The sequence below is a fragment of the Aestuariimicrobium sp. G57 genome (assembly GCF_050110855.1).
Classification (GTDB): Bacteria; Actinomycetota; Actinomycetes; order Propionibacteriales; family Propionibacteriaceae; genus Aestuariimicrobium.
In genome coordinates this window covers 367,367-393,467 of the sequence record NZ_JBNINW010000003.1, presented here as the reverse complement: position 1 = coordinate 393,467, position 26,101 = coordinate 367,367, and the positions used below count along the sequence as shown (strand labels likewise).

The 26,101-nt window shown below is 68.5% G+C and carries 26 protein-coding genes; 16 read left to right on the top strand and 10 right to left on the bottom strand.

Annotated features, from left to right (window positions below):
* Positions 1-36 precede the first annotated feature (36 nt).
* A complete protein-coding gene (gene clpB, locus ACQCX5_RS08920; RefSeq protein ID WP_434541902.1) occupies positions 37-2,583 on the top strand; it encodes an ATP-dependent chaperone ClpB in 2,547 nt (848 codons plus the stop codon).
* A gap of 48 nt (positions 2,584-2,631) precedes the next feature.
* On the opposite strand, the gene ACQCX5_RS08915 is transcribed toward clpB, so the two are convergent.
* Complete coding sequence (locus tag ACQCX5_RS08915; protein WP_434541673.1) at positions 2,632-3,831, bottom strand: alpha/beta hydrolase; 1,200 nt, start codon at positions 3,829-3,831, stop codon at positions 2,632-2,634.
* A gap of 88 nt (positions 3,832-3,919) precedes the next feature.
* Between ACQCX5_RS08915 and ACQCX5_RS08910 the strand changes: the two genes are divergently transcribed.
* The 9 genes from ACQCX5_RS08910 to fbaA all read left to right on the top strand — a co-directional run bounded on the left by ACQCX5_RS08910 (position 3,920) and on the right by fbaA (position 11,236).
* The gene (locus ACQCX5_RS08910) at positions 3,920-4,735 is read left to right on the top strand and encodes a spermidine synthase (protein WP_434541672.1); all 816 of its coding nucleotides are present in this window, start codon (positions 3,920-3,922) and stop codon (positions 4,733-4,735) included.
* A gap of 9 nt (positions 4,736-4,744) precedes the next feature.
* Positions 4,745-5,629 carry a class I SAM-dependent methyltransferase gene (locus ACQCX5_RS08905; RefSeq protein ID WP_434541671.1) on the top strand — a complete coding sequence of 295 codons (885 nt, stop codon included), beginning with the start codon at positions 4,745-4,747 and terminating at the stop codon, positions 5,627-5,629.
* A 115-nt stretch (positions 5,630-5,744) separates the two neighbouring features.
* The gene (locus ACQCX5_RS08900; protein WP_434541670.1) at positions 5,745-6,365 is read left to right on the top strand and encodes a sortase domain-containing protein; all 621 of its coding nucleotides are present in this window, start codon (positions 5,745-5,747) and stop codon (positions 6,363-6,365) included.
* Between the two features lie 29 nt (positions 6,366-6,394).
* The gene (pyrE, locus tag ACQCX5_RS08895) at positions 6,395-6,940 is read left to right on the top strand and encodes an orotate phosphoribosyltransferase (protein ID WP_434541669.1); all 546 of its coding nucleotides are present in this window, start codon (positions 6,395-6,397) and stop codon (positions 6,938-6,940) included.
* Between the two features lie 118 nt (positions 6,941-7,058).
* The gene (locus ACQCX5_RS08890) at positions 7,059-8,153 is read left to right on the top strand and encodes a LemA family protein (RefSeq protein ID WP_434541668.1); all 1,095 of its coding nucleotides are present in this window, start codon (positions 7,059-7,061) and stop codon (positions 8,151-8,153) included.
* Positions 8,154-8,317: 164 nt separating this feature from the next.
* On the top strand, positions 8,318-8,896 hold the full coding sequence (locus ACQCX5_RS08885) for a TrmH family RNA methyltransferase (RefSeq protein ID WP_434541901.1): 579 nt from the start codon (positions 8,318-8,320) through the stop codon (positions 8,894-8,896).
* A 10-nt stretch (positions 8,897-8,906) separates the two neighbouring features.
* A complete protein-coding gene (locus ACQCX5_RS08880; RefSeq protein WP_434541667.1) occupies positions 8,907-9,476 on the top strand; it encodes a hypothetical protein in 570 nt (189 codons plus the stop codon).
* A gap of 17 nt (positions 9,477-9,493) precedes the next feature.
* Positions 9,494-10,075 (top strand): maltokinase N-terminal cap-like domain-containing protein, encoded by a 582-nt coding sequence (locus ACQCX5_RS08875; RefSeq protein WP_434541666.1) that lies wholly within the window; start codon positions 9,494-9,496, stop codon positions 10,073-10,075.
* 126 nt (positions 10,076-10,201) lie between these two features.
* Positions 10,202-11,236 (top strand): class II fructose-bisphosphate aldolase, encoded by a 1,035-nt coding sequence (fbaA, locus tag ACQCX5_RS08870; protein ID WP_434541665.1) that lies wholly within the window; start codon positions 10,202-10,204, stop codon positions 11,234-11,236.
* A gap of 113 nt (positions 11,237-11,349) precedes the next feature.
* Here fbaA and ACQCX5_RS08865 read toward each other — a convergent pair whose 3' ends face one another.
* From ACQCX5_RS08865 to ACQCX5_RS08835, 7 genes are all read right to left on the bottom strand, one after another.
* Positions 11,350-13,809, bottom strand: a complete 2,460-nt coding sequence (locus ACQCX5_RS08865) for a CHAT domain-containing protein (protein ID WP_434541664.1) — start codon at positions 13,807-13,809, stop codon at positions 11,350-11,352.
* Positions 13,810-14,307 carry a hypothetical protein gene (locus tag ACQCX5_RS08860; RefSeq protein WP_434541663.1) on the bottom strand — a complete coding sequence of 166 codons (498 nt, stop codon included), beginning with the start codon at positions 14,305-14,307 and terminating at the stop codon, positions 13,810-13,812.
* A complete protein-coding gene (locus tag ACQCX5_RS08855) occupies positions 14,304-14,903 on the bottom strand; it encodes an RNA polymerase sigma factor (RefSeq protein ID WP_434541662.1) in 600 nt (199 codons plus the stop codon). Before ACQCX5_RS08855 ends, ACQCX5_RS08860 begins: the two co-directional genes overlap by 4 nt.
* A complete protein-coding gene (locus ACQCX5_RS08850; protein ID WP_434541661.1) occupies positions 14,900-16,450 on the bottom strand; it encodes a S8 family serine peptidase in 1,551 nt (516 codons plus the stop codon). The genes ACQCX5_RS08855 and ACQCX5_RS08850 overlap by 4 nt, the downstream gene beginning before the upstream one ends.
* A gap of 138 nt (positions 16,451-16,588) precedes the next feature.
* Positions 16,589-16,807: a hypothetical protein gene (locus ACQCX5_RS08845; protein WP_434541660.1), complete on the bottom strand. Its 219-nt coding sequence runs from the start codon at positions 16,805-16,807 to the stop codon at positions 16,589-16,591.
* Positions 16,808-16,885: 78 nt separating this feature from the next.
* A complete protein-coding gene (gene gntP, locus ACQCX5_RS08840) occupies positions 16,886-18,268 on the bottom strand; it encodes a gluconate permease GntP (protein ID WP_434541659.1) in 1,383 nt (460 codons plus the stop codon).
* An 85-nt stretch (positions 18,269-18,353) separates the two neighbouring features.
* Positions 18,354-19,208, bottom strand: a complete 855-nt coding sequence (locus ACQCX5_RS08835) for a D-hexose-6-phosphate mutarotase (RefSeq protein WP_434541658.1) — start codon at positions 19,206-19,208, stop codon at positions 18,354-18,356.
* A gap of 147 nt (positions 19,209-19,355) precedes the next feature.
* Here ACQCX5_RS08835 and ACQCX5_RS08830 point away from each other — a divergent pair, with 147 nt between their 5' ends.
* The 5 genes from ACQCX5_RS08830 (at position 19,356) to ACQCX5_RS08810 (ending at position 23,803) form a co-directional block, all read left to right on the top strand.
* Positions 19,356-19,919: a hypothetical protein gene (locus ACQCX5_RS08830; protein ID WP_434541657.1), complete on the top strand. Its 564-nt coding sequence runs from the start codon at positions 19,356-19,358 to the stop codon at positions 19,917-19,919.
* 145 nt (positions 19,920-20,064) lie between these two features.
* The gene (locus ACQCX5_RS08825; protein WP_434541656.1) at positions 20,065-21,558 is read left to right on the top strand and encodes a methylmalonyl-CoA carboxytransferase subunit 5S; all 1,494 of its coding nucleotides are present in this window, start codon (positions 20,065-20,067) and stop codon (positions 21,556-21,558) included.
* A gap of 28 nt (positions 21,559-21,586) precedes the next feature.
* Entirely contained in the window at positions 21,587-23,146 is a 1,560-nt protein-coding gene (locus ACQCX5_RS08820; RefSeq protein ID WP_434541655.1) for an acyl-CoA carboxylase subunit beta, read from the top strand.
* A gap of 11 nt (positions 23,147-23,157) precedes the next feature.
* The gene (locus ACQCX5_RS08815; RefSeq protein WP_434541654.1) at positions 23,158-23,421 is read left to right on the top strand and encodes a hypothetical protein; all 264 of its coding nucleotides are present in this window, start codon (positions 23,158-23,160) and stop codon (positions 23,419-23,421) included.
* A gap of 16 nt (positions 23,422-23,437) precedes the next feature.
* A complete protein-coding gene (locus ACQCX5_RS08810; RefSeq protein WP_434541653.1) occupies positions 23,438-23,803 on the top strand; it encodes a biotin/lipoyl-containing protein in 366 nt (121 codons plus the stop codon).
* Positions 23,804-23,878: 75 nt separating this feature from the next.
* On the opposite strand, the gene ACQCX5_RS08805 is transcribed toward ACQCX5_RS08810, so the two are convergent.
* Both ACQCX5_RS08805 and ACQCX5_RS08800 read right to left on the bottom strand, forming a co-directional pair.
* Positions 23,879-24,742 (bottom strand): CPBP family intramembrane glutamic endopeptidase, encoded by an 864-nt coding sequence (locus ACQCX5_RS08805; protein WP_434541652.1) that lies wholly within the window; start codon positions 24,740-24,742, stop codon positions 23,879-23,881.
* Complete coding sequence (locus ACQCX5_RS08800) at positions 24,739-25,479, bottom strand: SDR family NAD(P)-dependent oxidoreductase (RefSeq protein WP_434541900.1); 741 nt, start codon at positions 25,477-25,479, stop codon at positions 24,739-24,741. The genes ACQCX5_RS08805 and ACQCX5_RS08800 overlap by 4 nt, the downstream gene beginning before the upstream one ends.
* Before the next feature lie 186 nt (positions 25,480-25,665).
* Between ACQCX5_RS08800 and ACQCX5_RS08795 the strand changes: the two genes are divergently transcribed.
* Positions 25,666-26,094, top strand: a complete 429-nt coding sequence (locus ACQCX5_RS08795) for a hypothetical protein (RefSeq protein WP_434541651.1) — start codon at positions 25,666-25,668, stop codon at positions 26,092-26,094.
* Positions 26,095-26,101 lie beyond the last annotated feature (7 nt).

Below are 26,101 nucleotides of genomic sequence, written 5' to 3'. Positions count from 1 at the left end.
AGGAGCGATGCCTTGAACACTGACAAGCTGACCACGATGAGCCGCGATGCCGTCTCGGCGGCGTTGCGCAGCGCCCTGACCCACGGCAACCCCTCGGCCGAGCCGAGCCACCTGCTGCACGGCCTGCTGCTCACGCCCGACAACACTGTCGGGCCGTTGCTGAAGACGCTCGGGGTCGACCCCGAACTGGTCTCGTCGGCGGCCCAGGGCGCCATTTCGAAGTTGCCGAGCACCTCGGGCTCGTCCGTCAGCCAGCCCACGCTGTCGGGCCCCTTCGCCCGGGTGCTCGCCGACGCAGAAACCCGCGCTGACAAGCTCGGCGACGCCTTTGTCGCCACCGAGCACCTGCTGATCGCGCTGGCGGCCGTCCCATCGGATGCGCAGAAGATCCTCAGCCAGCTCGGCATGACGGCCGAGCAGATCGAGTCGGTCTTCAACGAGACCCGCGGCGACCGCCGCGTCACCTCGGCCGAGGACGAGGGCGGCGAGAAGGCGCTCGACAAGTACTCCGTCGACCTGACCGAGAAGGCCCGCGAAGGCCGGCTCGACCCCGTGATCGGCCGTGACGCCGAGATCCGCCGCGTCGTCCAGGTGCTGGCCCGCCGCACCAAGAACAACCCCGTGCTCATCGGTGAGCCCGGCGTCGGCAAGACCGCCGTCGTCGAGGGGCTCGCGCAGCGCGTCGTTGCCGGTGACGTGCCCGACTCATTGAAGGGACGACGCGTCGTCTCGCTCGACCTTGCGTCGATGGTCGCGGGTGCGAAGTACCGCGGTGAGTTCGAGGAACGGCTGAAGGCGGTGCTGAACGAGATTCGTGACGCCCAGGGCCAGGTCATCACCTTCATCGATGAGCTGCACACCGTGGTCGGTGCGGGCGCCTCGGGCGAGGGCGCCATGGACGCCGGCAACATGCTCAAGCCGATGCTGGCGCGCGGCGAGCTGCGCATGATCGGTGCCACCACCCTCGACGAGTACCGCGAACGCATCGAGAAGGACCCGGCGCTGGAACGACGCTTCCAGCAGGTCTACGTCGGCGAGCCCTCGGTCGAGGACACCATCGCGATCCTGCGTGGCCTGCGTGAACGCTACGAGGCCCACCACAAGGTGCGCATCACCGACCAGGCACTGGTCGCGGCCGCGTCACTGTCGAACCGCTACATCACCAGCCGGCAGCTGCCCGACAAGGCCATCGACCTGATCGACGAGGCCGCGTCGCGACTGCGGATGGAGATCGACTCGTCCCCTGAAGAGATCGACGTGCTGCGTCGCCAGACCGACCGCATGAGCATGGAGGTGTTCGCGCTCGAAAAGGAGGAGGACGCCGGCTCGAAGGCGCGGCTGTCCCGGTTGCAGTCCGACCTCGCCGACGCCCAGGAACAGCTGCGGGCCCTCGAGGCGCGCTGGGAGGCCGAGAAATCGTCCCTGAACCAGGTCGGTGACCTCAAGGAGCAGATCGACAAGCTGCGTACCGAGGCCGACAAGCTCATTCGCGAGGGGCGCCTGGGGGAGGCCGCCGAGATCCAGTACGGCCGCATCCCCGAACTCGAGAAACAACTTGAGGCTGCCGACGAGGCCGAGGCCGCGCCACAGCGCATGGTCAGCGAAGAGGTCGACGCCAACGACATCGCCGAGGTGGTCTCTGCCTGGACCGGTATCCCGGTCGGCAAGATGCTGCAGGGCGAGTCCGAGAAGCTGCTCGAGATGGAACACATCATTGGCGAGCGCCTGATCGGCCAGACCGAGGCCGTGAAGACCGTCTCGGATGCGGTGCGCCGCTCCCGGGCCGGTATCAGCGACCCGAACCGGCCCACTGGTTCGTTCCTGTTCCTCGGCCCCACGGGTGTCGGCAAGACCGAGCTGGCCAAGTCGCTCGCCGACTTCCTGTTCGACGACGAGTCGGCCATGGTGCGCATCGACATGTCGGAATACTCCGAGAAGCACTCGGTCTCGCGGCTCGTCGGTGCCCCTCCGGGCTACGTCGGCTACGAAGAGGGTGGCCAGCTGACCGAGGCCGTCCGGCGACGCCCGTACTCGGTGGTGCTGCTCGACGAGGTTGAGAAGGCGCACCCGGACCTGTTCAACATCCTGCTGCAGGTGCTCGACGATGGGCGCCTGACCGATGGGCAGGGGCGCACGGTCGACTTCCGCAACACCATCCTCATCCTGACCAGCAACCTGGGATCGCAGTTCCTGGCCGACCCGGCGCTGTCCGAGGACGCGAAGCATGCAGCGGTCATGGGTGTGGTGCGCAAATCATTCCGGCCGGAGTTCCTGAACCGGCTCGACGACATCGTGATGTTCGACCCGCTGTCGCAGGACGACCTGGTCAGGATCGTCGACACCACGCTGGCGAAGCTCAACAAGCGCCTGGCCGAGCGTCGCATCACCATCGCGGTGACCGACGAGGGCAAGGCCTGGTTGGCCGGCACGGGCTTCGACCCGGTCTACGGTGCTCGTCCGTTGCGTCGACTGGTGCAGACCACCATCGAGGACCAGGTGGCCCGCAAGGTGCTCGCCGGTGAGGTCGGCGATGGCGCGACGGTGACGTTCGACGTGGTCGACGACCAGTTGCGGATCGTCTGACGGCACTGCTTCGCGGATCACATAGAAGTCAATGTGCAGATACCCCGGTCACGACCGGGGGTTCTGCACGGTAATGCCGGACGATGCGCGCGTCCGCAACCAGGCGGTGAACGCCTGGACGGCGTCCAGGGCCGCTTCGGCCCGCACCGAATGGAACAGGTCGAAGCTGTGGTGGGCCGCAGGCAGTTCGGCGTACACCACGGGCTCGGACGAGCCGGCCCGCAGGTGGTCGACCAACCGGCGGGCATCCCCGACGGCGGCCACGGGATCCCTGCGTCCATGGATGATCATGGTCGGCGGTGCCGCCTGTGCGGGGTGTCCCAACGGGCCGGCCCACGAATCGGCACCACCGATGCCGTAGTAGCCGCCGTACCAGCCGTAGCACCCGACCACTGCCGACAGCGACGTGTCGGCCGCCTCGAACCCCGGTTGCCACTGCGCGTCGTTCTGGCTGAGCCCGCAGATGGTGGCCAGGTGGGCACCCGCCGACCCGCCCGTCATGACCAGCACGTCGGCATCACCGCCATAGTCAGTGACGTGCTCATGCACCCAGGCCAGCACCCGCTTGGCGTCGGCCAGGTGCTCGGCGAAACTCGCCCGCGGCCGCAGGCGGTAGTTCGCCGAGATCGTCACCCATCCCTGCACTGCCAGCCGGAACAACAGTTCGCGTGACTCCCGGCTCTTGGTGCCCGAGTGATAGCCGCCGCCATGCAGATAGATGAGCACCGGGGCCCCGGCGGGACGGTCGCGACGGTGGTATAGGTCGAGGGTGTTGGAGCGTCCGGCGGGGCCGTAGGACAGGTTCGCCACCCGCGCCACCGTTCGCGGTCGCCAGCTGAACGGCGCGAACACCGCCCGGCCCCAGCGGGTGCCGCCGTCGAGGTTGGCCAGCTCCTGGGCCAGCCCCGCGCCCGCCGCGCGGTCGCGCCAGCCGACGCCCAGGCCGTCGTCCAATGCCCGTCGCAACACCGGACGGTCGCGGGTCTGCGCCCACGCAATCCAGGCCAGCGTCACCAGGATGAACACCGCCAGGACGAGGCTCACATACCCCAGGGGTGTGAACACATCCCCGTTGCTGACCATGGTCGCGAGAGTGACGAAGGTCAGGACCATGAACAGGAAGGGCACCTCGTTGTAGGCCGCGGCCAGCACCATGTCGGCCTGCCGCAGCCACCCCGGGCCGCGCGGCGACGCCAGCACGACCACCAGGATCAGCGCGGTAATACTCGTGAACACGATGCCGGACATCATTCGACGCTACGTCGTCGCAGGGGCCCCGCCCGGGCTTCGGCAGAAGGTGTGCAGGCGGTCCGGCTGCACGGGCTAGCCTTCCCCCGTGGACCAGAACAACGGCATCATCCCCGACCCCGACGTGCCCGGCGCGTTCGTCGTGCGCGTTGGCGGTGCCGACCAGTCCTGGCTCGACCCGGCCGACCCGACGCGGCTCGAGTTCGACTACGTGCAGCGCATCGCCGCGCACGTCGATGCCCATGCCCCGGCCGGTGAGCGGCTGCGCGTCGTCCACATTGGTGGCGCGGGCATGACGCTTGCCCGCTACGTGGCCCATACCCGTCCCACGTCGCCGCAGATCGTGTGCGAGCCGGACGAGCAGCTCACCGCCGCCGTGCGGGAGCGGGCGCCGCTGCCCAGGAACTCCGGCGTCAAGGTGCGCCCCGTCGACGGCCGGACGGGGCTGGCGGCGATGCCCGACGACTACGCCGACCTCATCATCGTCGATGCCTTCGTGGGCATGGTGGTGCCCGCGGGCCTGGTCTCGGTCGAGGCCTTCGCCGAGTACCGCCGGGTGCTGCACACCGGCGGCACCGTCGTCCTGAACGTCACCGACAAGCTGCCCTTCGACTGGACCCGCCGGGTGCTCGCCGCCCTGCGGCTGTACTTTCCGCACCGGACGATGTCGGCCGAGCCCTCGACGCTGCGCGGGCGGCGCAAGGGCAACCTGGTGATCGCCGGGTCGACGGCGCCACTGCCGGTCGACGACCTGGCCCGCGAGGCCTCGCGGGCGGTGTTCAGCTACCGGCTCATGTCCGGTGACGTGCTCGACTCGATGATCGGCGGCGCCCAGCCGATGCACGACGCCACCGCCCAGGATTCACCCCACAACCCCGCCGACAATGCGTACTGGTTCGGCTGAGAGGCAGCGATGCAAGAGTCACATTCGGACTACCTGACGATGAACGCCGCCAACTGGGACGCCCGTGCCGATGCCCATGTCGGCGAGGGCGGCTATGACGTCGAGCAGGTTGACGACCCCGACTGGCTCTCGGACGTCGTCCGCTTCGACCTGCCGCGGCTCGGCGACGTCCGCGGCCTCGACGGGCTGCACCTGCAGTGCCACCTCGGCACCGACACCCTGAGCCTCGCCCGGCTGGGGGCCCGCATGACCGGGCTCGACCTTTCCGCCCGGTCGCTCGAGCATGCCCGTGCACTGGCCGGACGGGCAGGGGCCGAGGTCGATTACGTGCACGCCGATGTGTATTCGGCGCCCGATGCGCTGGCCGGGCGCGACTTCGACCTCGTCTACACGGGCATCGGTGCCCTGTGCTGGTTGCCCGACATCGACCACTGGGCGCGGGTGGTGGCGTCCCTGCTGCGGCCCGGCGGCCGGTTGTTCGTGCGGGACGCCCACCCGGTGCTCAACTCGGTCATCGGCATGGTCGTCCGCGACCACCACCCGGACCGCGACGAGCAGCCGTGGATCACCGGCCCGGGTGGGTCGACCCTGGCGCTCGAACTGCCCTACTGGCAGAACGACGAGGGTCTGGTCTGGCGCACCGAGCAGTCCTACAGCGGCGTGGCGACTCTGGACAGCCCCGACTCACATGAGTGGAACCACGGCCTGGCCGAGACGGTCATGGCCGTGCTGGGGGCGGGCCTGCAGCTCGAACTGCTCGAGGAACACGATTCGGTGCCCTGGGAACACCTGCCCGGCGTCATGGTCGAGGACGAGGCGGGGGAGTGGCGGCTGGCCGACCGCCCCGAGCGGCTGCCGGCGAGCTTCACGCTGGTGGCACGCAAGCCGGCCTGAGGGTGCGGGCCGCCGAAAGGTCGACATCTGCAGAACCCATCGACGGGTTCTGCAGATGGTGACCTCTCGAGGGCTGGGGCCGGTCTGAGGGCGGGCACCTGACACAATGTGACCCATGCCCCGTCGCCGCCCCACCGCCCTGGCCATCACGATCGGCGTGATCCTGCTGGCGCTGGTTGCTGCGGCCGCCGCGCTCGGCTGGGCCACCATCGGCACCGATGCGCTCAGCCGCCGCCGGGCCGACGACCTGGTCGCCAGCACCCGCGCCGACTGGGCCGCCGGCCGCGCCCCGGCTGCCGCGCCGGCCGAGGGGGACGTCATCGCCATCATCCGCTCGGCTGACCTCGGCATCGAATGGCCCGTGGTCGTGGGAGTCGCCCCCGACCAGCTCGACCATGCCGTGGGCTGGTACCCCAGCACCGGCCTGCCCGGCCAACCCGGCAACACCGCGCTGGCCGGCTACCGGGTCACCCACGGCGCACCGTTCAGCAAGCTGCTCGACCTGCCCGTCGGCTCGGTCATCGTCATTGAGACCGCTGCACAGACGTTCACCTATCGCACCCGCGCTGCTGCCGCGCATGTCGACGCCGGCCCGTCCGGTGCCTGGGTGCTCGACCCCGTGCCCGGCGACAACCGGGTGCCCACCACCGGGGTGCTCACCCTGACCACCGCTGCCGACCTGGTCGCGACCGGCAGCCGTGCCGTGGTCTTCGCTGAACTCGTCTCCAACCGCTGATCCACAGCTGATCCACTAGTCTTCGGCCCATGACGACCGACCGCGACGCGCTCATCGACCACATCAAGAATCTGGCCATCGTGCATGGCCGGGTCACCCTGGCCTCGGGTCGTGAGGCCGACTACTACGTCGACATGCGCCGCGTCACCCTCGACGGGGCCGCCGCCCCGGTCGTGGGTCGCGTCATGCGCGAACTGGTGGCCGACTGGGACTTCGACGCCGTCGGTGGGCTGACGCTGGGCGCCGACCCGGTCGCCACGTCGATGCTGCACGCCGCCGCTGCCGCCGGCGCCCGTCTCGACGCGTTTGTCGTCCGCAAGGCCACCAAGGCCCACGGCATGCAGCGACTGATCGAGGGCACCGACGTTGCTGGACGACGTGTGCTGGTGGTCGAGGACACCTCGACGACGGGCGGGTCGCCGCTGCAGGCCGTCGCGGCGCTGCGTGAGGCCGGTGCCGAGGTCGTCGGGGTCGCCGTCATCGTCGACCGCGCGTCGGGGGCCGAAGAGGCCATCCGTGACTTCGGCCTCGACTACCGCTACGCCGTCGGGCTGGACGACCTCGGCCTGTCCTGAGCCATCCAGCGGCCGGGGCACTCCCATTGAGCCGGGTGGCCTTGTAGATTGGCGGTGTCCCTGTCTCGCAGGGCCCTCGTCCGCGGCGCGGACAGGTGACATCTAGCAGGAGAAATTCATGGACGCCATCATCGTTCTGATCGTGATTCTTCTGGTGCTGGCCGCCGTAGCCGGCATCTTCTTCATCGGTCCGTACAACAATTTCGTGAAGCTGCGCAACACGATCCAGGAGTCGTGGCGCCAGATTGACGTCGAGCTCAACCGGCGCTACGAGCTGATCCCGAACCTGGTCGAGACGGTGCGCGCCTATGCCGCCCACGAGCGCAACACCCTCGAAGAGATCACCCGGCTGCGCAACCAGGCCCAGTCGATGGCCGGCGGCAACGCCCCGAGCGATGCCCGCTCAGACGTCGAGGCGCAGCTGTCGGGTGCCGTGCGCAACCTGCTGGTGACCGTCGAGGCCTACCCCGACCTGAAGTCGAACCAGAACTTCCTGGAACTGCAGCGCGAGCTGACCGACACCGAAGACCGCATCGCCGCCGGTCGCCGGTTCTACAACGCGAATGTGCGCGCCTACAACACCAAGGTCGAGCAGTTCCCCTCGAACCTGGTCGCGAACATGTTCAAGTTCGAGAAGGCGACCTATTTCGAGGTCAATGACGCCGCCGTGCGCCAGGCCCCGGACGTCAACTTCGGCGAGATCAGCTACCGCGGGCCCGAGCCCGAGAAGTCGCAGGGCACCCCGGCGATCGGCAGCAGCGACCAGTTCAACCAGCAGAACCAGTTCGGCCAGCAGCAGGCACCACAGCAGCAGGCCTACCCGCAGCAGCAATACGCCCAGCCCGGTCAGCAGCAGTACCAGGCACCGCAGCAGGCCTACCCGCAGCAGCAGGCCTACCAGCAGAGCCCGGCGCCGCAGCCGTCCGCGAACCAGTGGCAGCCACAGAACCAGCCGGCACAGAACCAGCCGGCACAGAACCCGCCGACCCAGAACCAGCAGAGCCCGACCTACCAGGCTCCCCGGGCCCAGCCGCCGCAGAACTACGGTGACCAGGCCCAGTACGGCGACCAGGCCCAGTACGGCGACCAGGCCCAGTACGGACAGCAGCCCCAGTACGGACAGCAGCCCCAGTACGGCCAGCAGCCCCAGTACGGCCAGCAGCCGAACCAGGGTGGCTACCAGGCGCCGCAGGGCAACCCGCCGCAGCAGTGAGCGACGAATCCACCGGCCCGGGGCCCCGTGAGAGCGGGGCCCCGAGCCATTCCCCCGGCGGGCCCGGCCCCGACGAGCCCAGCCTCGGCTGGCGCGCCGACGAGACTGTCGGCGTCGGACCGCACCCACAGCCCTGGCCGGACGACCCCCGCCTCGATCCCGAACTGCTCGAACATGGCGACCGGCGCAATGTCGTCGACCGCTACCGCTACTGGAGCCTGCCCGCGATCGTCGCCGACCTCGACACCCATCGCCACGGCGTGCACGTCGCCATCCAGAACTGGGAACACGACTTCAACATCGGCTCGATGGTGCGCACCGCGAACGCGTTCAACGTGGCTGGTGTGCACATCGTCGGCCGCCGCCGCTGGAACCGCCGCGGCGCCATGGTCACCGACCGCTACCTGCACGTGCACCACCACCCGGACGAGGCCTCGCTGGTCGACTGGCTCGCCCAGCGGGGCATCCCGCTGGTGGGCGTCGACAACCTGCCCGGGTCGGTGCCGCTCGAAACCACACGGCTGCCGCGCAGCGTGTGCCTCGTCTTCGGTTCGGAGGGGCCGGGCCTGACCGACGTCATGGTCGCCGCCTGCGAGCGGCTCGTGGCCATCACCCAGTACGGTTCGACACGGTCAATCAATGCTGGCGCGGCCACCGCGATCACGCTGTACCACTGGGCCCTGCAGCATGCGGCAACCCCATCGGCCGCGGCGTGGGGCGGCGATGCGTCCGCCGACCACTAACGTAGGCCCCATGCAGACTCCGGAAGCGTTTGTCGTCGGCTACAGCCCCGTGCCCGCCGCAGGCCGGGTCGCCCGGGCCGAGTCGCTGATGCGCCGCGCCGGGTTGTCGGTGGTGATCTACATCGTGATCACCGCGGGGCTGTACTGGTGGCTGCGCGACCAGCTGTCACTGTGGCAGGTGCTGCTGGGCGGCATCCCGTCGGCGGCGCTGGTGCTCGCATTTGTGATCTGGCGGTGGGTCGAACTGCGTGCGGCCCGCAAGTCCCTCGGACGAGTGCCCGCCGGTGAGGCCGTGCGCATCGACCACCGCGGCGTCCGGGTGGGTGACGGCACGTCCGACCCGATCTGGTTCGAGTGGCCCGCCATGAGCGACATCGCGGTCGCCGGACGCAAGATCGGGGCCGGGCCCGACCTGATCGTCAACGGCACCTTCCCCAACGGTGGTGGCCACCAGACCTGGAAGGTGCCCATCAGCTACCTGGACACCCTTCCCGGCACGATCGACTCAGCCGTGCGGGCCTATTCCGGCGGCCGGCAGGGGCTGGACATGTCCGGCATGGACTCCATCTTCGGCGACTGAACTGGCAGACTTCCCCCATGACCCGTGTTTCCGTCATCCACCCCTCCGCCGTCCTGAAGCCGTCCAAGGTCGAACTGCTGAAGCAGTGGCTGCCGCAGCAGGAATGGTTCACCACCGATGTGGCAGACCTCGACGTGCTCGAGCGGTTCCGGTTCGTCGACCCCGAGGGCGAGGTCGGGCTTGAGGTGATGTTGCTCACCGTCGGCGATGACATCTTCCAGGTGCCGCTGACCTATCGCGGTGCCCCACGCGACGATGCGGACGGCGACGACCTCGTCGGCCTGATCGACCATTCCGTGCTCGGCACCCGCTGGGTCTATGACGGCATGACCGACCCCGTCTTCCTGGCGGAACTCGAGCGGGTGATCCGCGACGCAGACACCTCTGCCGACAAGCAGGCCCATGGCAGCGACGAGGTGATCCCACCCTCGATCGACGTGAGGGGCACCGGCGTGCTCGAGGGCCACGACCCCGTCGGTGAACTCGAGGTGGTCGGTCTGGTCACCGACGAGCCGTACGAGGACGCCGCGGGCCGACTGGTCGCCGTGCTGGGTGAGGGCGCCGAGCGCCGCGAGGTCGTCCTCGCCGTGCTGCGCTGAGCCCGCGCCCGGACCGATTCTCAACCCGGGACCCGGTCTGGGAAACCTGACTGCAGTTTGAAAGACTGGGGCTGCGCAATGAGCGGCCACCACATGAGGCCATGAGCCAGAAAGGGGCAAAACGACATGCCCATCGCAACTCCCGAGGTCTACGGCGAGATGATCGACCGCGCGAAGGCAGGCAAGTTCGCCTACCCCGCGATCAACATCACGTCGTCCTCGACCATCACCGCCGCCATCCAGGGTTTCGCCGAGGCCGGCTCGGACGGCATCATCCAGATCTCGACCGGCGGTGCCGAGTACGGCTCGGGCGCCACCATCAAGGACATGATCACCGGTGCCACCGCGCTCGCCGCCTACGCGCGTGAGGTCGCCAAGAACTACCCCGTGAACATCGCACTGCACACCGACCACTGCCCCAAAGAGAAGCTGGACGGCTACGTGCGCCCGCTGCTCGAGATCTCGGAGCAGCGCGTCAAGAACGGCGAGGCCCCGCTGTTCAACTCGCACATGTGGGACGGCTCGGCTGTGCCGCTCGAAGAGAACCTGCAGATCGCTGATGAGCTGCTGGCCCGCACCAGCAAGCTGGGCATGATCCTCGAGATCGAGGTGGGCGTCGTCGGCGGTGAAGAGGATGGCGTCTCGAACGAGATCAACGACAAGCTGTACACCACCGTTGAGGACGGCATGCGCACCATCGAGGTGCTCGGCCTGGGCGAGAAGGGCCGCTACATCACCGCCCTGACCTTCGGCAACGTGCACGGCGTGTACAAGCCGGGCGCGGTGAAGCTTCGTCCTGAGGTGCTCAAGGAAATCCAGGACGCCGTCGGCGCCAAGTACGGCAAGGAATCGCCGTTCGACCTGGTCTTCCACGGCGGTTCGGGCTCGACCGCTGAAGAGATCGCCGCGGCGGTCGACTACGGCGTCATCAAGATGAACGTCGACACCGACACCCAGTACGCCTACACCCGTCCCGTGGTCGAGCACATGTTCAAGAACTACGACGGCGTGCTCAAGATCGACGGCGAGGTCGGCAACAAGAAGGCCTACGACCCGCGTGCGTGGGGCAAGCTGGCCGAGGCCGGCATGGCCCAGCGTGTCGTCGAGGCCTGCCAGAACCTGCGTTCGGCCGGCACCTCGGTGAGCGCCAAGGCTGAGTGATTTCGGGACGAGTTCAGATCCCTGGACGAGTTCACGGCGGGGCGATCCTTCGGGGTCGCCCCGCTGGGTTTCAGGAGTCAGGGGGTTTCAGCAAGCCACGGGCACAGGGGCGGTCAGGCCCGGACTGCCCGCCACGGCGCCCCGAAGCTGACGAAGGCCCCGGCCGCCGGGTCGCCGTCCACCGCGTCGGAGTCGACGGCGGCGCACAATGCCACCGCCGCATCAGCGCCGGTGGCGAGCTCGGCGTGGTAGGCGCCCATCACCGTGGCGGCCAGCTCGTCGTTCACCCGGGCCACCGGCGAGACCACGTTCGCCACGCCGCCCGAGAGTGCCAGCGCCGTCAGGCCCAGTGGTTGCTCACCCGGTCGGTGCGTGGATCGTCCGACCTCACAGGCCGACATCACCAGGTGGCTGGCCCGCAGGCTGACCCGTTCGAGCTCATGCGCCACCACCATGCCGCCGTCGAGCAGCAGGTTCGAGAACAGCGGGTTGTCAGAACGGTGGCGACCATGCGCGATGACGTGCACCAGGTCGGCCTGTTCGAGGGCGTCGGCGAGTCCGGCGGTGCCCACCGTGGCCCAGTGCTTGGCAACGCCGGCCGATTCCTGCGCGGCGAACGGCAGTTCCGGCCCGGTGAGCACCGCCACGAGCGGCGCGGGCACGACGCTGGCCGCGGTGACCCAGCTCGACGCGGTGGGGCTCGCCATGACCGGGACGCCGCGCAGCGCGGGTAGCGCCTGCCAGGGCACCGCCGACAGCACTGCGGTGGGCACGACCACCAGCTGCTCCGCGAGTGGGCCCAGCGGGGCGATCAGTAGGTCGGACAACGCCTGCAGGCTCACGCGCAATGAAGCACGCACCGCGCCCGACAGCGGGTGCGCCCGCGAGACATTGGCGCTGGCGGTCAGGTCGGCATGCACGGCATCGACGGCGCGGGTGAGCGCTGCCGCGGTTCCCAGGCGCACCATGCGGGTGGGGTGGTCGCCGAGCACGATGGCCGAGACGTCCACGACGCCCGAGAACTCATCGCGCAGCGCGAACGTCACCACCAGGGTGGCGCGGCGGGCCACGGCCGCCCGTTTCAGCGCCTTCACCCCCACCACCTGGGCGGTGGGCGGCAGCTCGGTGCTGGCACCCCAGGTCAGCGCCCGCAGGTGCTGCTCGGCCTCGTCGATGGCGCGGCGCCGGGCATGGGCGTCGGGGGCATCCGGCACGAACTCGGCGCGCAGCTGGCGCAGCCGCGACGCGGCGTCGGCGACCCGGTCGTCGGGGGGTGGGGTCAGCCGCGGCACGGGCCGGGTGGCGGCCCGCCAGCGTTCCATGGTGTCGACCATCGCCTGGGGGCCGAGCGGTGCGGCCAGCTCGAGGTCGAGATCGCCGGCCGCGAGTCCGTGCAGCGCGGCCGCGGCGCGCAGGTCGAGGCTGGCGATGCCCAGCTGGGCGCGCTGCAGCACATCGCTGGCACGTCGCAACAACCGGCGCGCCTTCGCCGCATCACCGGAGTCGGCGGCAGTACGGGCCAGTGCGACCAGGCCCGACAGGCGCAGCGAGACCGTGGGCGAACGGGTCAGGGCGGTGGCATCGCGCACCAGGTCGGCGTGCCGGGCCGAGCCCGGGTGTGCCGCGGCCATCAGCGCCAACGCGGCCGCGCGCGCCGCCACCCAGCGGTCGCCGGCCGCATGGGCCTGTGCCCACAGGCTGCGTGCCGCAGTGGTGCGGGGGCCGGCCTGCACCCGGATCACCGCGGCCTGACGCTCCCAGCCCGGTTCATTGCGGCGCTTGAACACCCGTGCTGCCGCGCCCGCACGCTCCCGGGCGGTGCGGGTGTCGCCGAGCAACAGCGCACAGCGCGCCAGTGACAGGTCGACCTCGGCCGCCTGGTGGGCAGGCAGACGTGCGTCGCGCACCTGCAGCAGCAACCGCTGCGCGTCGGCGGGAAGGCCCGCTTCGAGCAGCACCCGCGCCCGGTCGAGGCGAGCCTCTGACCGGTCGAGCGAGATGTCCATGTCGTCGGCGGCGTGCATTTCGCGCAGCGCCGCGGGCAGGTCCCCGCGCAGGAACTGTGCCCAGCCCAGGTTGTGCTGGGCCATGAAGGCCAACTGTCCAGCCCCGCTGTCGGCGGCCAGTTCGGCGGCCCGGCGCAGGTCACCGGCTGCCGCATCCAGCCGCTGCACCTGGGCGGCGATGGTGCCACGGTTCAGCAGCAGTGCGGTCAGGTCGCGCGGCGGCAGCGCGTCCTCGTTGACGCGGCTGAGTTCGCGCCACGCCTGCGGCAGGTCGCCCACCCTCGCGTACAACGTGCCTGTCTGGACGGCCGCCAGCGCCGCCACCTCATCAAGACCTGCCCGCCGGGCGGCCAGACGTGCGGCTGCGACCTGCGCGATGGCCGGGGCCAGCCCATCGCGGTCGAAGGTGACCCAGGTCGCCGAAATGGCGATGCGCAGCCTCAGCTCGTCGTCGTCCGCCCCGCAGGCGGCCTCGGCCTCACGCAGCAACACGTCGGCCCTGTCCGGCCGGTGCTCCAGCAGCATCGTCCGGGCGCGGTCGTACAGCTCACGTGCGGCCTGCGACACCTACACCTCGACCGTGGGCGTCACGACCGGTCGTGAACCGGGGCGGTCGGACTCGATGAGGAACCGGACTGGGCCGTGCCGCACGTTGAGCCAGACCAAGCGGCCGGTGGCGTCCGAGACCTGTTCGAGCATGTGCGCACCTGCCTGTGCGGTGACCTTGATGCCGCCACCCGTGACCCAGCCGTCGATGCGCACGGTCTCGTCGTCATCGCTGTCGTCAGTGAGCACGACCATCAGACTCGTGCTCGACGACGTGAACGTGATGGTGTCGGCCTGCACCTGCGGCGCATGGCTGCTGCGGGCGGTCGCGAGTTGCTCGTCGGCCATGATGGCCAGTTCGGCTTCCATCAGTTCGAGCGAGAGGGCGAACAGCACCCTGTCGACCATGCCGGTGGGCATCGGGTCGAAGGTCTGCTGGGCATTGCCGATGGCCGCGACCAGGGACAGGTCATCAGCCGTGAGCGGGTCATCGGCTGCCGGGAACGCTGGGTTGGTCATGCTGGGCTCCAATGCGGGTCATTGGCGAGGGTCTTGCGCAGGGTGGCGAGGCAGCGGCCGCGGGTCGGGCCGATCGAACCGACGGGCATGCCGAGGGCCTCGGAAATGCCGGCGTAGTCGGGCACTGCGGCGAAGGCGATCACGCGCAGCAGCGCCTGGCACCGTGGGCTCAGTCGCTGCACGTGCCACCACAGTCGGGCATTGGTGTCGCGTTCGGCGACGACGGACTCGGGGGTGGGTTCGTCACTCACCACCTGGACGAGGATGTCGCTCGGGGCACTGGGCGCCTGGTGCTGGGCAGTCCGCCATGCCTCGCGGCGGGTGGTGGTCAGCAGCCACGCCAGCACGGCCTGGCCGTCGCGGATGGTCTCTGACTTCTGCACCAGTCGCACCCACACGGTCTGCACGACATCCTCGGCCTGGGCCGATGCCAACCCCTGCGACCTGGCGAGCGCCCACAGCGCCGGTGAGACCAATCGCACCAAGTCACTCATGCGGCCCGTCTGCCCAGATCGGTAGTCGGCGAATGCGGCGGCAGCGACGTCCGGCAGCGAGGTGCTGCGCGGTAATGTCGTGCCGGGTTCCTGCGAGGTCATGGCGTCCATCCAAGTTCTTCGGTGATCGCGGCCCAGGCCCGGGTCAGTGCGGAGTCGCGGTCGGTGTTGGCCACCAGTGGGTGGTCGCAGATCTGTGCTGCCAGCTGGCCCGCGAGCACGGGCGCGGCGAATGAGGTGCCCGACCAGGTCGCGAACCCGCTCGAGAAGTTCTCGGGGTCGATGGTGGCGCGGGGGCCGGCAGTGCTGGCCAGCCCGGCCACCGCCTGCAGTTCGCCGTTGAGGTCGGTCGGCACGGTGCTGACCAGGGCTGCACCTGGACGGTGGCACGAGATCCACTGCCCGGCATTGCTGAAATAGGCGATGGTGCCATCAGGGTTGCGCGCGCCGACGCTGACCAGCGGCACCCGACCGGGTTCGTGGGTCGTGCCCGGCAGCGGCGCGAATGCGGCAGGGAACAGCGGGTCGGTGGTCGACTGGTTGCCCGCAGAGGCGACCACGGCGACACCGGCCCGTCCGAGGTCATCGAGCAGCAGCCGCAGCGGGGCGTCCTCGAGGGGGTCGTCAGGGTCTTCGTGGTAATAACCGAGCGACAGTGAGAGCACGTCGATGATGTCGCTGGCGGGCCCGTCGCCGGCAAACGCGCGGCGCTGGCGCTCGAGCAGTTGGGTCAGCACGTGGATCAGCACACCCTCGGGCATGGTGCCCGCGTCGTCGAGCACCGGGATCACCTCGATGCGCGCCTCGGGGCACAACTGCCGGACGAGCCCCGCGATGAAGGTGGCGTGGCCGGCGTAGGGCGCGATGCGGCCGTCGAGGGGGGTCCCATCGTGGGGGCTGGGGGTGATGCCGAGTCGCTGGCCCATCACGGTGACCTCGTCGGTGGCGGTGGCCGGGTCGGCGAACCACGGATGCTGGCCAAGGGCGGTGTCCGGCACCACCACCAGCGGCGGGCGGTCGAGCGTTCGGGCGCGCCGCGCAGGGTCGGGCAGCACGAGCTGCACCGGCGTGCGCCCGCCCGAGCCGGGTCGTCCGTACTCGGCGGACGGCGAGCCGCCCGCAGGCATCGACGCGTAGTAGGGCATGGATGCGTAGTACGGCATGGATGCGTAATAGGGCATGGATGCGTAATAGGGCATCGAGGCGTAGTAGGGCATGCCGTGCCATCCCGGTCCGGCCAGTTGCAGCACGTGGTTCAAGTGCAGCCCGCGGGCCGATTCATGGTTCAACTCGTGCGCCTGCGCCAGCACCGTCCACGCGTCGACCGGACGGGCACGGTTGCCCCTCGGCAGCACCCGCACGGCCGTGGTCATGGGGGCGGACGGGCGTGGGGTGGTGGCAGCGAACCGCATCGTCGACGTCGTTCCACTGTGACCCGGGGGCACGAGCTCGGCGTCCAGCGCCTCGACCGCCCTGGCCAGCAGGGCAAGGGGTGGTTCGAACGTCTCGTGTTTGCGTCCGGCGTCGCGGCGCGATGCGCTGCCCACGATCAACTCGTCCCCGACGTACATGACCGGGCGTGGCGCAAGCCCATTGGGCAGTGGCTCGGCGGTCAGGGGGTCAAGCACACGCAGCAGTGACGGTGGCACGAGCGGAACCTCCGGTTGAGCAGGGCCTTTGCGCGTGAGGAGGGCTCGCAACGGCGTCCTGATACCGCCGATTCCATCATCGAAGCGTCCGGATGTACAGGGTCTGTGCCAGGCGACGCCCCGGTCAGGGGGTCTGGCTCACCAGGGGCTGGACGGCGCCACCGGATGGGCGGCGCGGGCGGCGGCGACACCCGGGTCGATCTCACCGTCGGCATTGCGCGGCGTCCACGACTCGGTGGGGATCCATTCACTGCCGCAGGCGCCGCAGGCGAACACCTGCAGGTCGTCGATCTGGTCGTTGGTGCCGGTCCAGTTGCATTCGCCCCGGCAGTCGCCCGAGGCCAGTTCACGTGCCATGGCAGCGAGTCTGGCACGGGTGGCTGTCCGTGAACAACAGTGGGCCCCCGCCCATGGCGGGGGCCCACAGGTTGCAGGCTAGATGAAGATGCTGAGCAGCATCACCACGGCCAGACCGACCAGCGAGTTGCTGAGCTCGAGCAGGCCCCAGGTCTTCAGCGTGTCCTTGACCGACAGGTCGAAGTAGCCCTTGAACAGCCAGAACGAGGCATCGTTGATGTGCGTCAGGGTGTTCGAACCGGCAGCGGTGGCGATCACCAGCAGGGCAGCGTTGACACCCGGGTCCATGACACAGTTGGTCATCACGGCCGAGCCGATGATGCCGGCAGCGGTCATGGCCGAGACGACGCCCTGGCCGGTGGCAAGACGGATCAGCACGGTGATGAGCCAGGCCATCAGGTACGGGCTCAGGCTGCCGGCCGACATGATCTCGCCGATGTAGTCGCCGATGCCGGTGTCGATGATGGTCTGCTTCAGGGCACCGCCGGCACCGATGATCAGCACGACCATGGCGATGGCCTTGACGGCGTGCTCGAACTCGGTCATGACCCAGTCAATGCTGCGTCCGGGACGGATGCCGAAGAAGTAGAAAGCGGCGATCATGGCGATCGTGATGGCGACGGGCGACGACCCGATGAAGTTGACCCAGTCGTAGATCTTGCCGTCTTCGTCCAGCCAGATGTTCGCGACGGTCGCAGCGATCATGATGATGGCGGGGATCAGCGGCACGAACAGCGAGATGCCGAACGAGGGACGCTGGTCTTCAGGCAGTTCGTCCTCGGGCTTCAGGTTCATGGGCGTCGCATAGTCGAGGTTGCCCAGGAACTTCGGCAGGATCCAGCCGGTGACGTAGACCGTGGGGATGGCCACGATGATGCCGATGATGTAGACCATGCCGGTGTCGGCGTTGAAGGCATCGACCAGGGCGACCGGGCCGGGCTGGGGAACGAACAGGGAGTGGGCCGTCGTGGTGGCTGCCACCGCGGGGATGGCCAGCTTCATGAACGGCATCTTGGCCTCGACGGCCACCGCCACGATCAGCGGGGCCATGATGATGAAGGCGACCTCATAGAACATGGCCAGGCCGAACACGGTGCCGGTGAGCACCATGGCGATCTTGACCTTGCCGATGCCGAACTTCTGGATCATGGTGTGGGCGATCTGCGCCGCAGCACCTGATTCGACCATCAGTCGGCCGATCACCGCACCGAAGACGACGATGATGGCCAGTGAGCCGAGGGTTGAGCCGAAACCATTGGTGATGGTCTTGAGCACGCCCTGGGCGCTCATGGGTACTTCTGCCGGCGGCAGCAGGCCGGTGCCGGTTCCGAGCATTTCGAGGAAGCCGATGGTCAACGCGCCGAGCAGCAGCGCCAGCATCGCGTTGATCTTCCACTTCATGTTGAGCAACAGCATCAATCCGATGCCGAGCGCCACGATCAGGACGTGAATCCAGCCCATGGCGATCACCTTTCAGTCGAGGGTCTCACAGGTGTGAGGTGTGGGGCAGGCCTGCGTCAGGGCAGGCCGGGGGGATGTGGGTGGTTCAGGCGTCCAGCAGGGTGATGCGCTGGCTCATCAGGTGGCTCTGGCCGGGGGTCAGTGTGATGGCCTCGTCCAGGGCATTGGCCGCCTCGATGCAGACCATGTGGGGCCACTCGTCGTCGCCGAAGTCAGGCATCGCGGCCGACTTGGCCACCCAGGGGTTCCAGACGACAGTGTTGGCCGAGTTGGTCTTGCTGACCACCAGCCGGCGCGCCCAGACGGGGTCATCGAGGGTCACGTCGACGGTCGAGTCATAGACCCGGTCGGTCTCGGCCTCGATGCGGATGGCGCCCTGCTGGGTGTTCTCGGTGGTGCCGGCGACCTTGTCCAGGTAGCTGGCGCCCTCGAGTCCGGTGATGCTGATCTCACGGGAGTCACCGACCGCCAGGTAGGTGTGCAGTGCCTCTTCGTAACTGAACTGCTCATCGCCGGTGTTGGTGACCTCGAGGGCCAGGTCGACATGCTTTTCGGTGAACTCGACCGTCAGTTCGGCGGTGAAGGCGTGCGGAAAGTTCGGCTGGTCGCCGACCTGCGACTCGTCCAGGCGGTAGGTCACCAGCAGCCGGTCGTCCTCGTCGAGCAGCTGGGTGCGCGTCCAGCTGGCGAGCCGCGCAAAGCCGTGACCCGGGGCCAGGTCGCCGGTGCGTCCGGGGCCGAACCACGGGAAGCAGACCGGGACACCGCCGCGGATGGGCTGGCCGGGGGCGAACATGCTCGCGGCGCTCATCCAGAGCACGGGGTGCTCGGCACCGCGGGGTTGCCAGCTGAAGACATGGGCACCGTGGTCATAGACGCCGGCCTGGCGACCATCCTGGTCGGCCACGACACCGGCGAGCGGTGAGTCGATGAGTTGCATGGTCACTCGTTTCTGTGGGGAGGAACCGCTGGGAGGAGGGGAGGAACCTTGAGAAGACGCTAAGGGCGTGTTACGACCAGTGCGCACTAGTTGCCGAAGGTTGCACGAATCGGTGGTGACAGAACCTGTTCGGGTGATGATTGAGTGGTGGACCCCACAAATCGACGCGAACTGCTGCTGCGGGGTGGTCGCCTGACCGCGGCGCTCGGTGGTGCCGTGCTGCTGTCCGGTTGCCAACTGCTGGGCGGGGACGACGGTCCCGCCTGCGAACCGACGGCCTTCGACGCGCCGACGCTGGGGGTGCGCGGCGAGGCCTGTGCGGCACTCGAGAACACCGACGCCCCGGGCGGGTGGCCACAGGCAGCGTTCACCGATGGCAGTCGGCTGATGTTGTTCGCCGACGACTTCGAGGCCGAGACCCAGGTGCCCATCAACGGCGCCTCACCGCACTACCGCACGTTCGACCAGTTGCCGACGGGGGAGCGCCTCGCCTGGGACGACGGCCCCCGCATCACCTATGGCCGCCAGCTGTACTCGGAATACACGAACTCGAGGTCTGACTACGCCTGGTACTTCGCGTTCGTCACGTTCGACCGCCCGCCGCAGCCCGGGCGGTCGGTCCTGACGCTGGCCTGGCGCCGCCTGGACTGGGATGCCAGGCCCCCTGAACAGGACCTGCGCCGCGTCGCCCGCAGCATCGTGCTGCGCTAGGACAGCACCGCTGGTCGCCGCCCACGAGGGGTTCACGGTCCGCCAATGTGGCAGGCATCACAACTGCACTGGGAATTGTCACAGTGTGTACGGAATTACGGCATCCGACCTGTGTGGCGACAGGGCCGCTGGATAGGGTTTTGTCATGACTCAGCGACAGATTGGTGTGACCGAAGTAGCCCTGCGCGACGCCCACCAGAGCCTGATGGCCACCCGGATGGCCATGGAGGACATGGTCGAGGCCTGCGCCGACATCGACGCCGCCGGTTACTGGTCGGTGGAATGCTGGGGCGGTGCCACGTTCGACTCGTGCATCCGCTTCCTCAACGAGGACCCGTGGGAGCGCCTGCGGACCTTCCGCGAGTTGATGCCCAACTCCCGACTGCAGATGCTGCTGCGTGGTCAGAACCTGCTCGGCTACCGCCATTACGAAGACGGGGTGGTCGACCGCTTCGTCGAGAAGTCGGCCGAGAACGGCATGGACGTGTTCCGTGTCTTCGACGCACTCAACGACCCCCGCAACCTCGAGCACGCGATGGCCGCGGTGACCCGCACGGGCAAGCACGCCCAGGGCACGATCTGCTACACGATCAGCCCGCTGCATGACGTCGAGGGCTACGTGAAGCTGGCCGGTCGCCTGATCGACATGGGTGCGCAGTCGCTCGCGCTGAAGGACATGGCGGCGCTGCTCAAGCCGCAGCCCGCCTATGACGTGATCAAGGCGATCAAAGAGACCTACCCCGGCACCCAGATCAACGTCCACTGCCACTCGACGACCGGTGTCACCCTGGTCAGCCTGATGAAGGCGATCGAGGCGGGCGCCGACGTGGTCGACACCGCCATTTCGTCGATGTCGCTCGGCCCCGGCCACAACCCGACCGAGGCGCTCGTCGAGATGCTCGAGGGCACCGACTACACCACCGGTCTCGACAAGGACCGCCTGCACCGGATCCGTGACCACTTCGCCGGTGTGCGACCGAAGTACAAGGAGTTCGAGTCGGCCACCTTGATCGACACCGACATCTTCGACTCCCAGATCCCCGGCGGCATGCTGTCGAACATGGAATCGCAGTTGCGCAACCAGGGCGCCGGCGACCGGATCCGTGAGGTGATGGAAGAGGTGCCGCGCGTGCGCAAGGATGCCGGTTACCCGCCGCTGGTCACCCCGTCGAGCCAGATCGTGGGCACCCAGGCCGTGTTCAACGTGCTGATGGGCCGCTACAAGGTGATGACCGGTGAATTCGCCGACCTGATGCTCGGCTACTACGGCGAATGCCCGGGCGAACGCACCCCCGAGGTCGTCGACATCGCCAGGGCACAGTCGAAGAAGGACCCGATCGAGGTGCGCCCGGCCGACCTGCTCGAACCCGAATGGGACAAGCTGACCGAGGATGCCAGGGCGCTCGAGGGCTTCGACGGCACCGACGAGGACGTGCTGACCAACGCCATGTTCCCGGGCGTGGCACCGAAGTTCTTCGAGACCCGCGCCGACGGCCCGAAGAATGTCGGCAAGACCGCCGCCCAGCTCGAGGCCGAGAAGGCCGCCGCCACCGCGAATTCCCAGGCCGTGCGCGGCCCCATCAATTACGACATCACCCTCGGCGGACGTACCCACTCCGTCAAGGTTGAGCCCGCCTGACCGTCACCAAGATCGAGAAAGGACCACCATGGCAGACATCGTCCACACCATGGAAGAACGCCTGGACACACTGCGTGAAACCCGCGAGAAGATCGAACTCGGCGGCGGAGAGGCGAAGCTCGACAAGCAACGAGCCCAGGGCAAGATGACCGCGCGTGAGCGCATTGACGTCTTCCTGGACGAGGGCACCTTCCAGGAAACCGGCGCGTTCCGGCGCAATCGCACCACCACGTTCGGCATGGACAAGGCGGACATGCCAGCCGACGGTGTCGTGACGGGCACCGGCGCTGTGTTCGGCCGCCCCGTCCACCTGGCCAGCCAGGATTTCACGGTCGTGGGTGGCTCGGCCGGCGAGGCCCATTCGGTGAAGGTCGCCGAGACCATGGCTTCGGCCCAGAAGACCGGCACACCGTTCGTCTTCATCAACGACTCGGGCGGCGCCCGCGTGCAAGAGGGCATTGACTCCCTGTCCGGCTATGGCAAGGTCTTCTACCAGAACGTGCTGCTGTCGGGCTCGGTGCCGCAGATCTCGATCATCGCCGGCCCGTGCGCCGGTGGTGCCGCGTACTCCCCGGCGCTGACCGACTTCATCATCCAGACCCGCAAGGCCCAGATGTTCATCACCGGCCCGGGCGTGATCAAGCAGGTCACGGGTGAAGAGGTCACGGCCGAGGACCTCGGCGGTGCCGACGCCCACATGCAGCGCTCGGGCGTCGTCCACTTCGTCGCCGACGATGATGACCAGGCACTGCTGATCGCGCAGAAGCTGCTGAGCTTCCTGCCGCAGAACAACACCGAGGACGCGCCGATTGTCGACCCCGACTACGACGTGGCGCCGAACGAGAAGGTCCGCGAGATCCTGCCCACCGACGGTCGCAAGGGCTACGACGTGCGCGACGTGATCGCCGAAATCGTCGACCGCGGTGACTTCCTCGAGGTGCAGGCCGGCTGGGCCATGAACATCGTGGTGGGCTTTGGACGAGTGGTGGGCCGCACGGTCGGCATCATCGCCAACCAGCCCTCGGTGATGTCGGGCGTGCTCGACATCGACTCCTCTGACAAGGCCAGCAAGTTCGTGCGGTTCTGCAATGCCTTCAACATCCCGGTGGTGAACCTGGTCGACGTCCCCGGATTCCTGCCCGGTGTCGCCCAGGAACACAACGGCATCATCCGCCACGGCGCCAAGATGCTGTACGCCTATTCGGCCGCCACCGTGCCGAAGATCACTGTGGTGATGCGCAAGGCCTACGGCGGCGCCTACCTGGCGATGTGCTCGAAGGACCTTGGCGCTGACAAGGTGTTCGCCTGGCCGACGGCCGAGATCGCCGTGATGGGTGCCGAGGGTGCCGCAGGTGTCGTGTTCAAGCGCGAGATCCAGAACGCGGACGATCCTGAGGTCCGCCGTGCCGAGCTCGTCGAGGAATACCGCGAGACGTTCTCGACGCCGTATGTCGCGGCCTCCCGCGGCCTGGTCGACGACATCATCGACCCCGCCGACACACGCCGTGAGATCGCCACTGCCCTCGAACTGCTCGCCAGCAAGCGTGAGCTGCGGCCGTCCAAGAAGCACGGCCTCGGCCCTGCGTGATCGGAGCTGACATGTCAGACAACGAGCTGCTGCTGCAACTGGGCGAGAAGCTGGACGGCCTCACGGCCAGGATCGCCGACCTCGAGAGCCAGGTGCGGGCGCTCAAGAAGAACCAGCGCATTCCCGAGGAGGACATCATCGTCATCGCCGCCGCCGTGGCGGCCTACCTGGGCCACAAGGCCACGGTGAAGGCCGTCCGTTTCCGCCAGTCCAGCGCCTGGACCCAGGAAGGCCGCGAACGGGTCCACAACCGCCAAGTCCTGCACGTCCGGTGATCGAGAAGAGGAAGTCATGCAACTGAAATTGACCGTCAACGGCACCGAGTACGAGGTCGAGGTCGAGGTCGCCGAAGAGGAACGCCAGCGTCCCGGGGCCATCATCATCGGTGGTGGTGCCACCAGCAATGTGGCGGCGCCGACCACTGCGTCGATGCCCGCTGCGAGCGCCAACGCCGTGGTCGCACCGCTGGCCGGGTCGGTGGCGCGCATCCTGGTGAAAGAGGGCGACGCCTTCGACGCCGGCGCCGTGCTGCTGGTGCTCGAGGCCATGAAGATGGAGACCGAGATCACTGCCCCGCACGAGGGCACGGTGGGTGCGATCCTGGTGAAGCCGGGTCAGGCTGTTCAGGGTGGGCAGGCGCTCATCGAGCTGAACTGAACCCCGGCTGCTGCAACGAAGTCCGCTGCGGGCGTCCCCGGACAAGGGGGCGCCCGCAGCGGCGTGCGGGCGCTGCTAGTACCAGAAGATGGGCAGTCGGTCGGGGTAACGGGCGTGGACGATGGCCAGGAAGACCACCGCATCGAACAGCAGGTGCACGCACAACACATAGAGCAGCGAGCGCGTCTTCATGAACAGGTAGGCCTGCAGCAGCGCGAAGGGTGCCGTGAGCAGTGGCCCCCAGGACTGGTAGCCGAGCTCCCACAGAAAGCTGACGAAGATGATCGCCTGCAACACGTTGGCATGCCAGAACGAGAAGTGGCGCGACAGCAGGGCAAAGATCGTGCAGATGAAGAAGAACTCGTCCCACGAACCCATGTAGTTCACGCCCACGAAGAACCGGACGACCTCGGTCCAGTCAGCAAGCGGCGGCCAGTTCAGATAGGTGCCGCTGCGCACGAAATAGGCCGGCAGCGCGAACCAGCCGATCACCGGCACCGCGACCAGGTAGGCAATCATGCGCCGGTTCCACCGCTCGCCCGAGAGCCACTGGAACCGCACCGCATGGTCGCCGTAACCGAACCGCGACATCAGGTAGGGGACTGCCACCGCCATCGTCAGCACCGTGCCCAGCAGCACGACATTGCCCCACGCGACGTTCGCCCGCACCGAGACGGTCGAGACGATGACGAGCCCGACACAGATCAGCAGCAGGTCACGCAGCAGCACCCGGTCGAGCCAGATGCACAGCCCGATGCCGAGCGCCATGGCCACGTACCCGGCGACCGACCATTCGAGCGCGAACAGCAAGAACCCCGACAGCGAGACCAGCAGCGCCGGCACCAGCGAGACCGACCAACCCGGACGACGCGCGGTGATGCCATGAGGGTCTGTGATGCTGGCGTGCCGGTCGGCAAGTTCGGGGGCCGCGGCGCTCATGACGGACGCCGGTGGACCTTGTGGTTCGCGGCCTGGGCACGGGGCCGCACGACCATGCGGTCGATGTTCACATGCGCCGGCCGGGTGGCGATCCAGCCGATGCATTCGGCGATGTCCTCGGCGACCAGCGGTTCGTCGACCCCGGCATAGACGGCGTCGGCGCGCGACTGGTCGCCCTCGAACCGGGTGAGCGAGAACTCATCGGTGCGCACCATGCCGGGGCTGACCTCGCACACCCGGATGGGCCGGTCGACAATTTCGAGACGCAGGGCGCCGGTCATCATGCGTTCGGCCGCCTTGGCGCCGTTGTAGCCGCCGCCACCCTCATAGGCGGCATCGGCTGCGGTCGACGTCACGAAGATGATGCAGCCCCGGGCGGCTTCGAGCGGGTCGAGCAGTTGCTGGGTGACGCGGGCGGTGGCGATGACATTGAGCTCGAACATGCGCTGCCAGTCAGCCAGGTCGGTCGTCGCCAGGGGGTCCTGCCCGAAGGCGCCACCCGCGTTGTTGACCAGCACATCGAGTCGCGGCCCCACCTCGGCGGTGAGCCGGCTCACGTCGTCCGGGCTGGTGAGGTCGGCGACGACCACCTGCGCGCCCAACTCATCGGCCAGGTGTTGCAGTTGCTCGCGGCGGCGTGCGGTGACGATGACCCGGTAGCCGTGGCCTGCCAGCCAACGGGCCGTGGCGGCACCGATACCGGACGAGGCCCCGGTCACGAGGGCGATGGGCTGCACGGACGCGGTGACATCGTTGCTCATGGCACCGATCCTAGGACAGCCAACTCCTAGGACAGCCAACCGGGGACGACAGTGCCAGATGAGAGAGCTCTCATCTGCTGGTCCTGAAGGCCTCATCCACGGCTGCTCGAATGGAGCCAGTGGAGCGCTGACGAACAGCGCCGATGGGACGGGGTGTGGGACATGACCAGGTCGTGGGGCTGGATCGCAGCACTGGTGGCGGGACTGGTGGTGGTCGGCAGCGGTGTCTGGCTCGCGGCCGCCTCGGGCAACAACCAGCAGCCGAACAACCCGGCCATCACCGTGGGTGGCGCGACGCCGCGACCGGCCATCACCGTGGCCCCGGACGACGGCAGCACTGACCCCTCCCCGGGCGCCAGCACCCCGGCGGCCACGAGCAGCGACCCGTCCAGCACGACCGCCCAGCAGACGACCACCCAGCAGACGACCACCCACCAGACGACGGCCCAGCACACCACCCAGGCACCCCGCCCGAAGGCCACCCGCACCACCGCCCGCAAGGTCACCCAGGCACCCCCCAAGCCCGTCTACACCGCTGACGACGACGATGATGATGACGACGAGGCCGAAGAGCCGGACGACGACGACTGAACTCCTG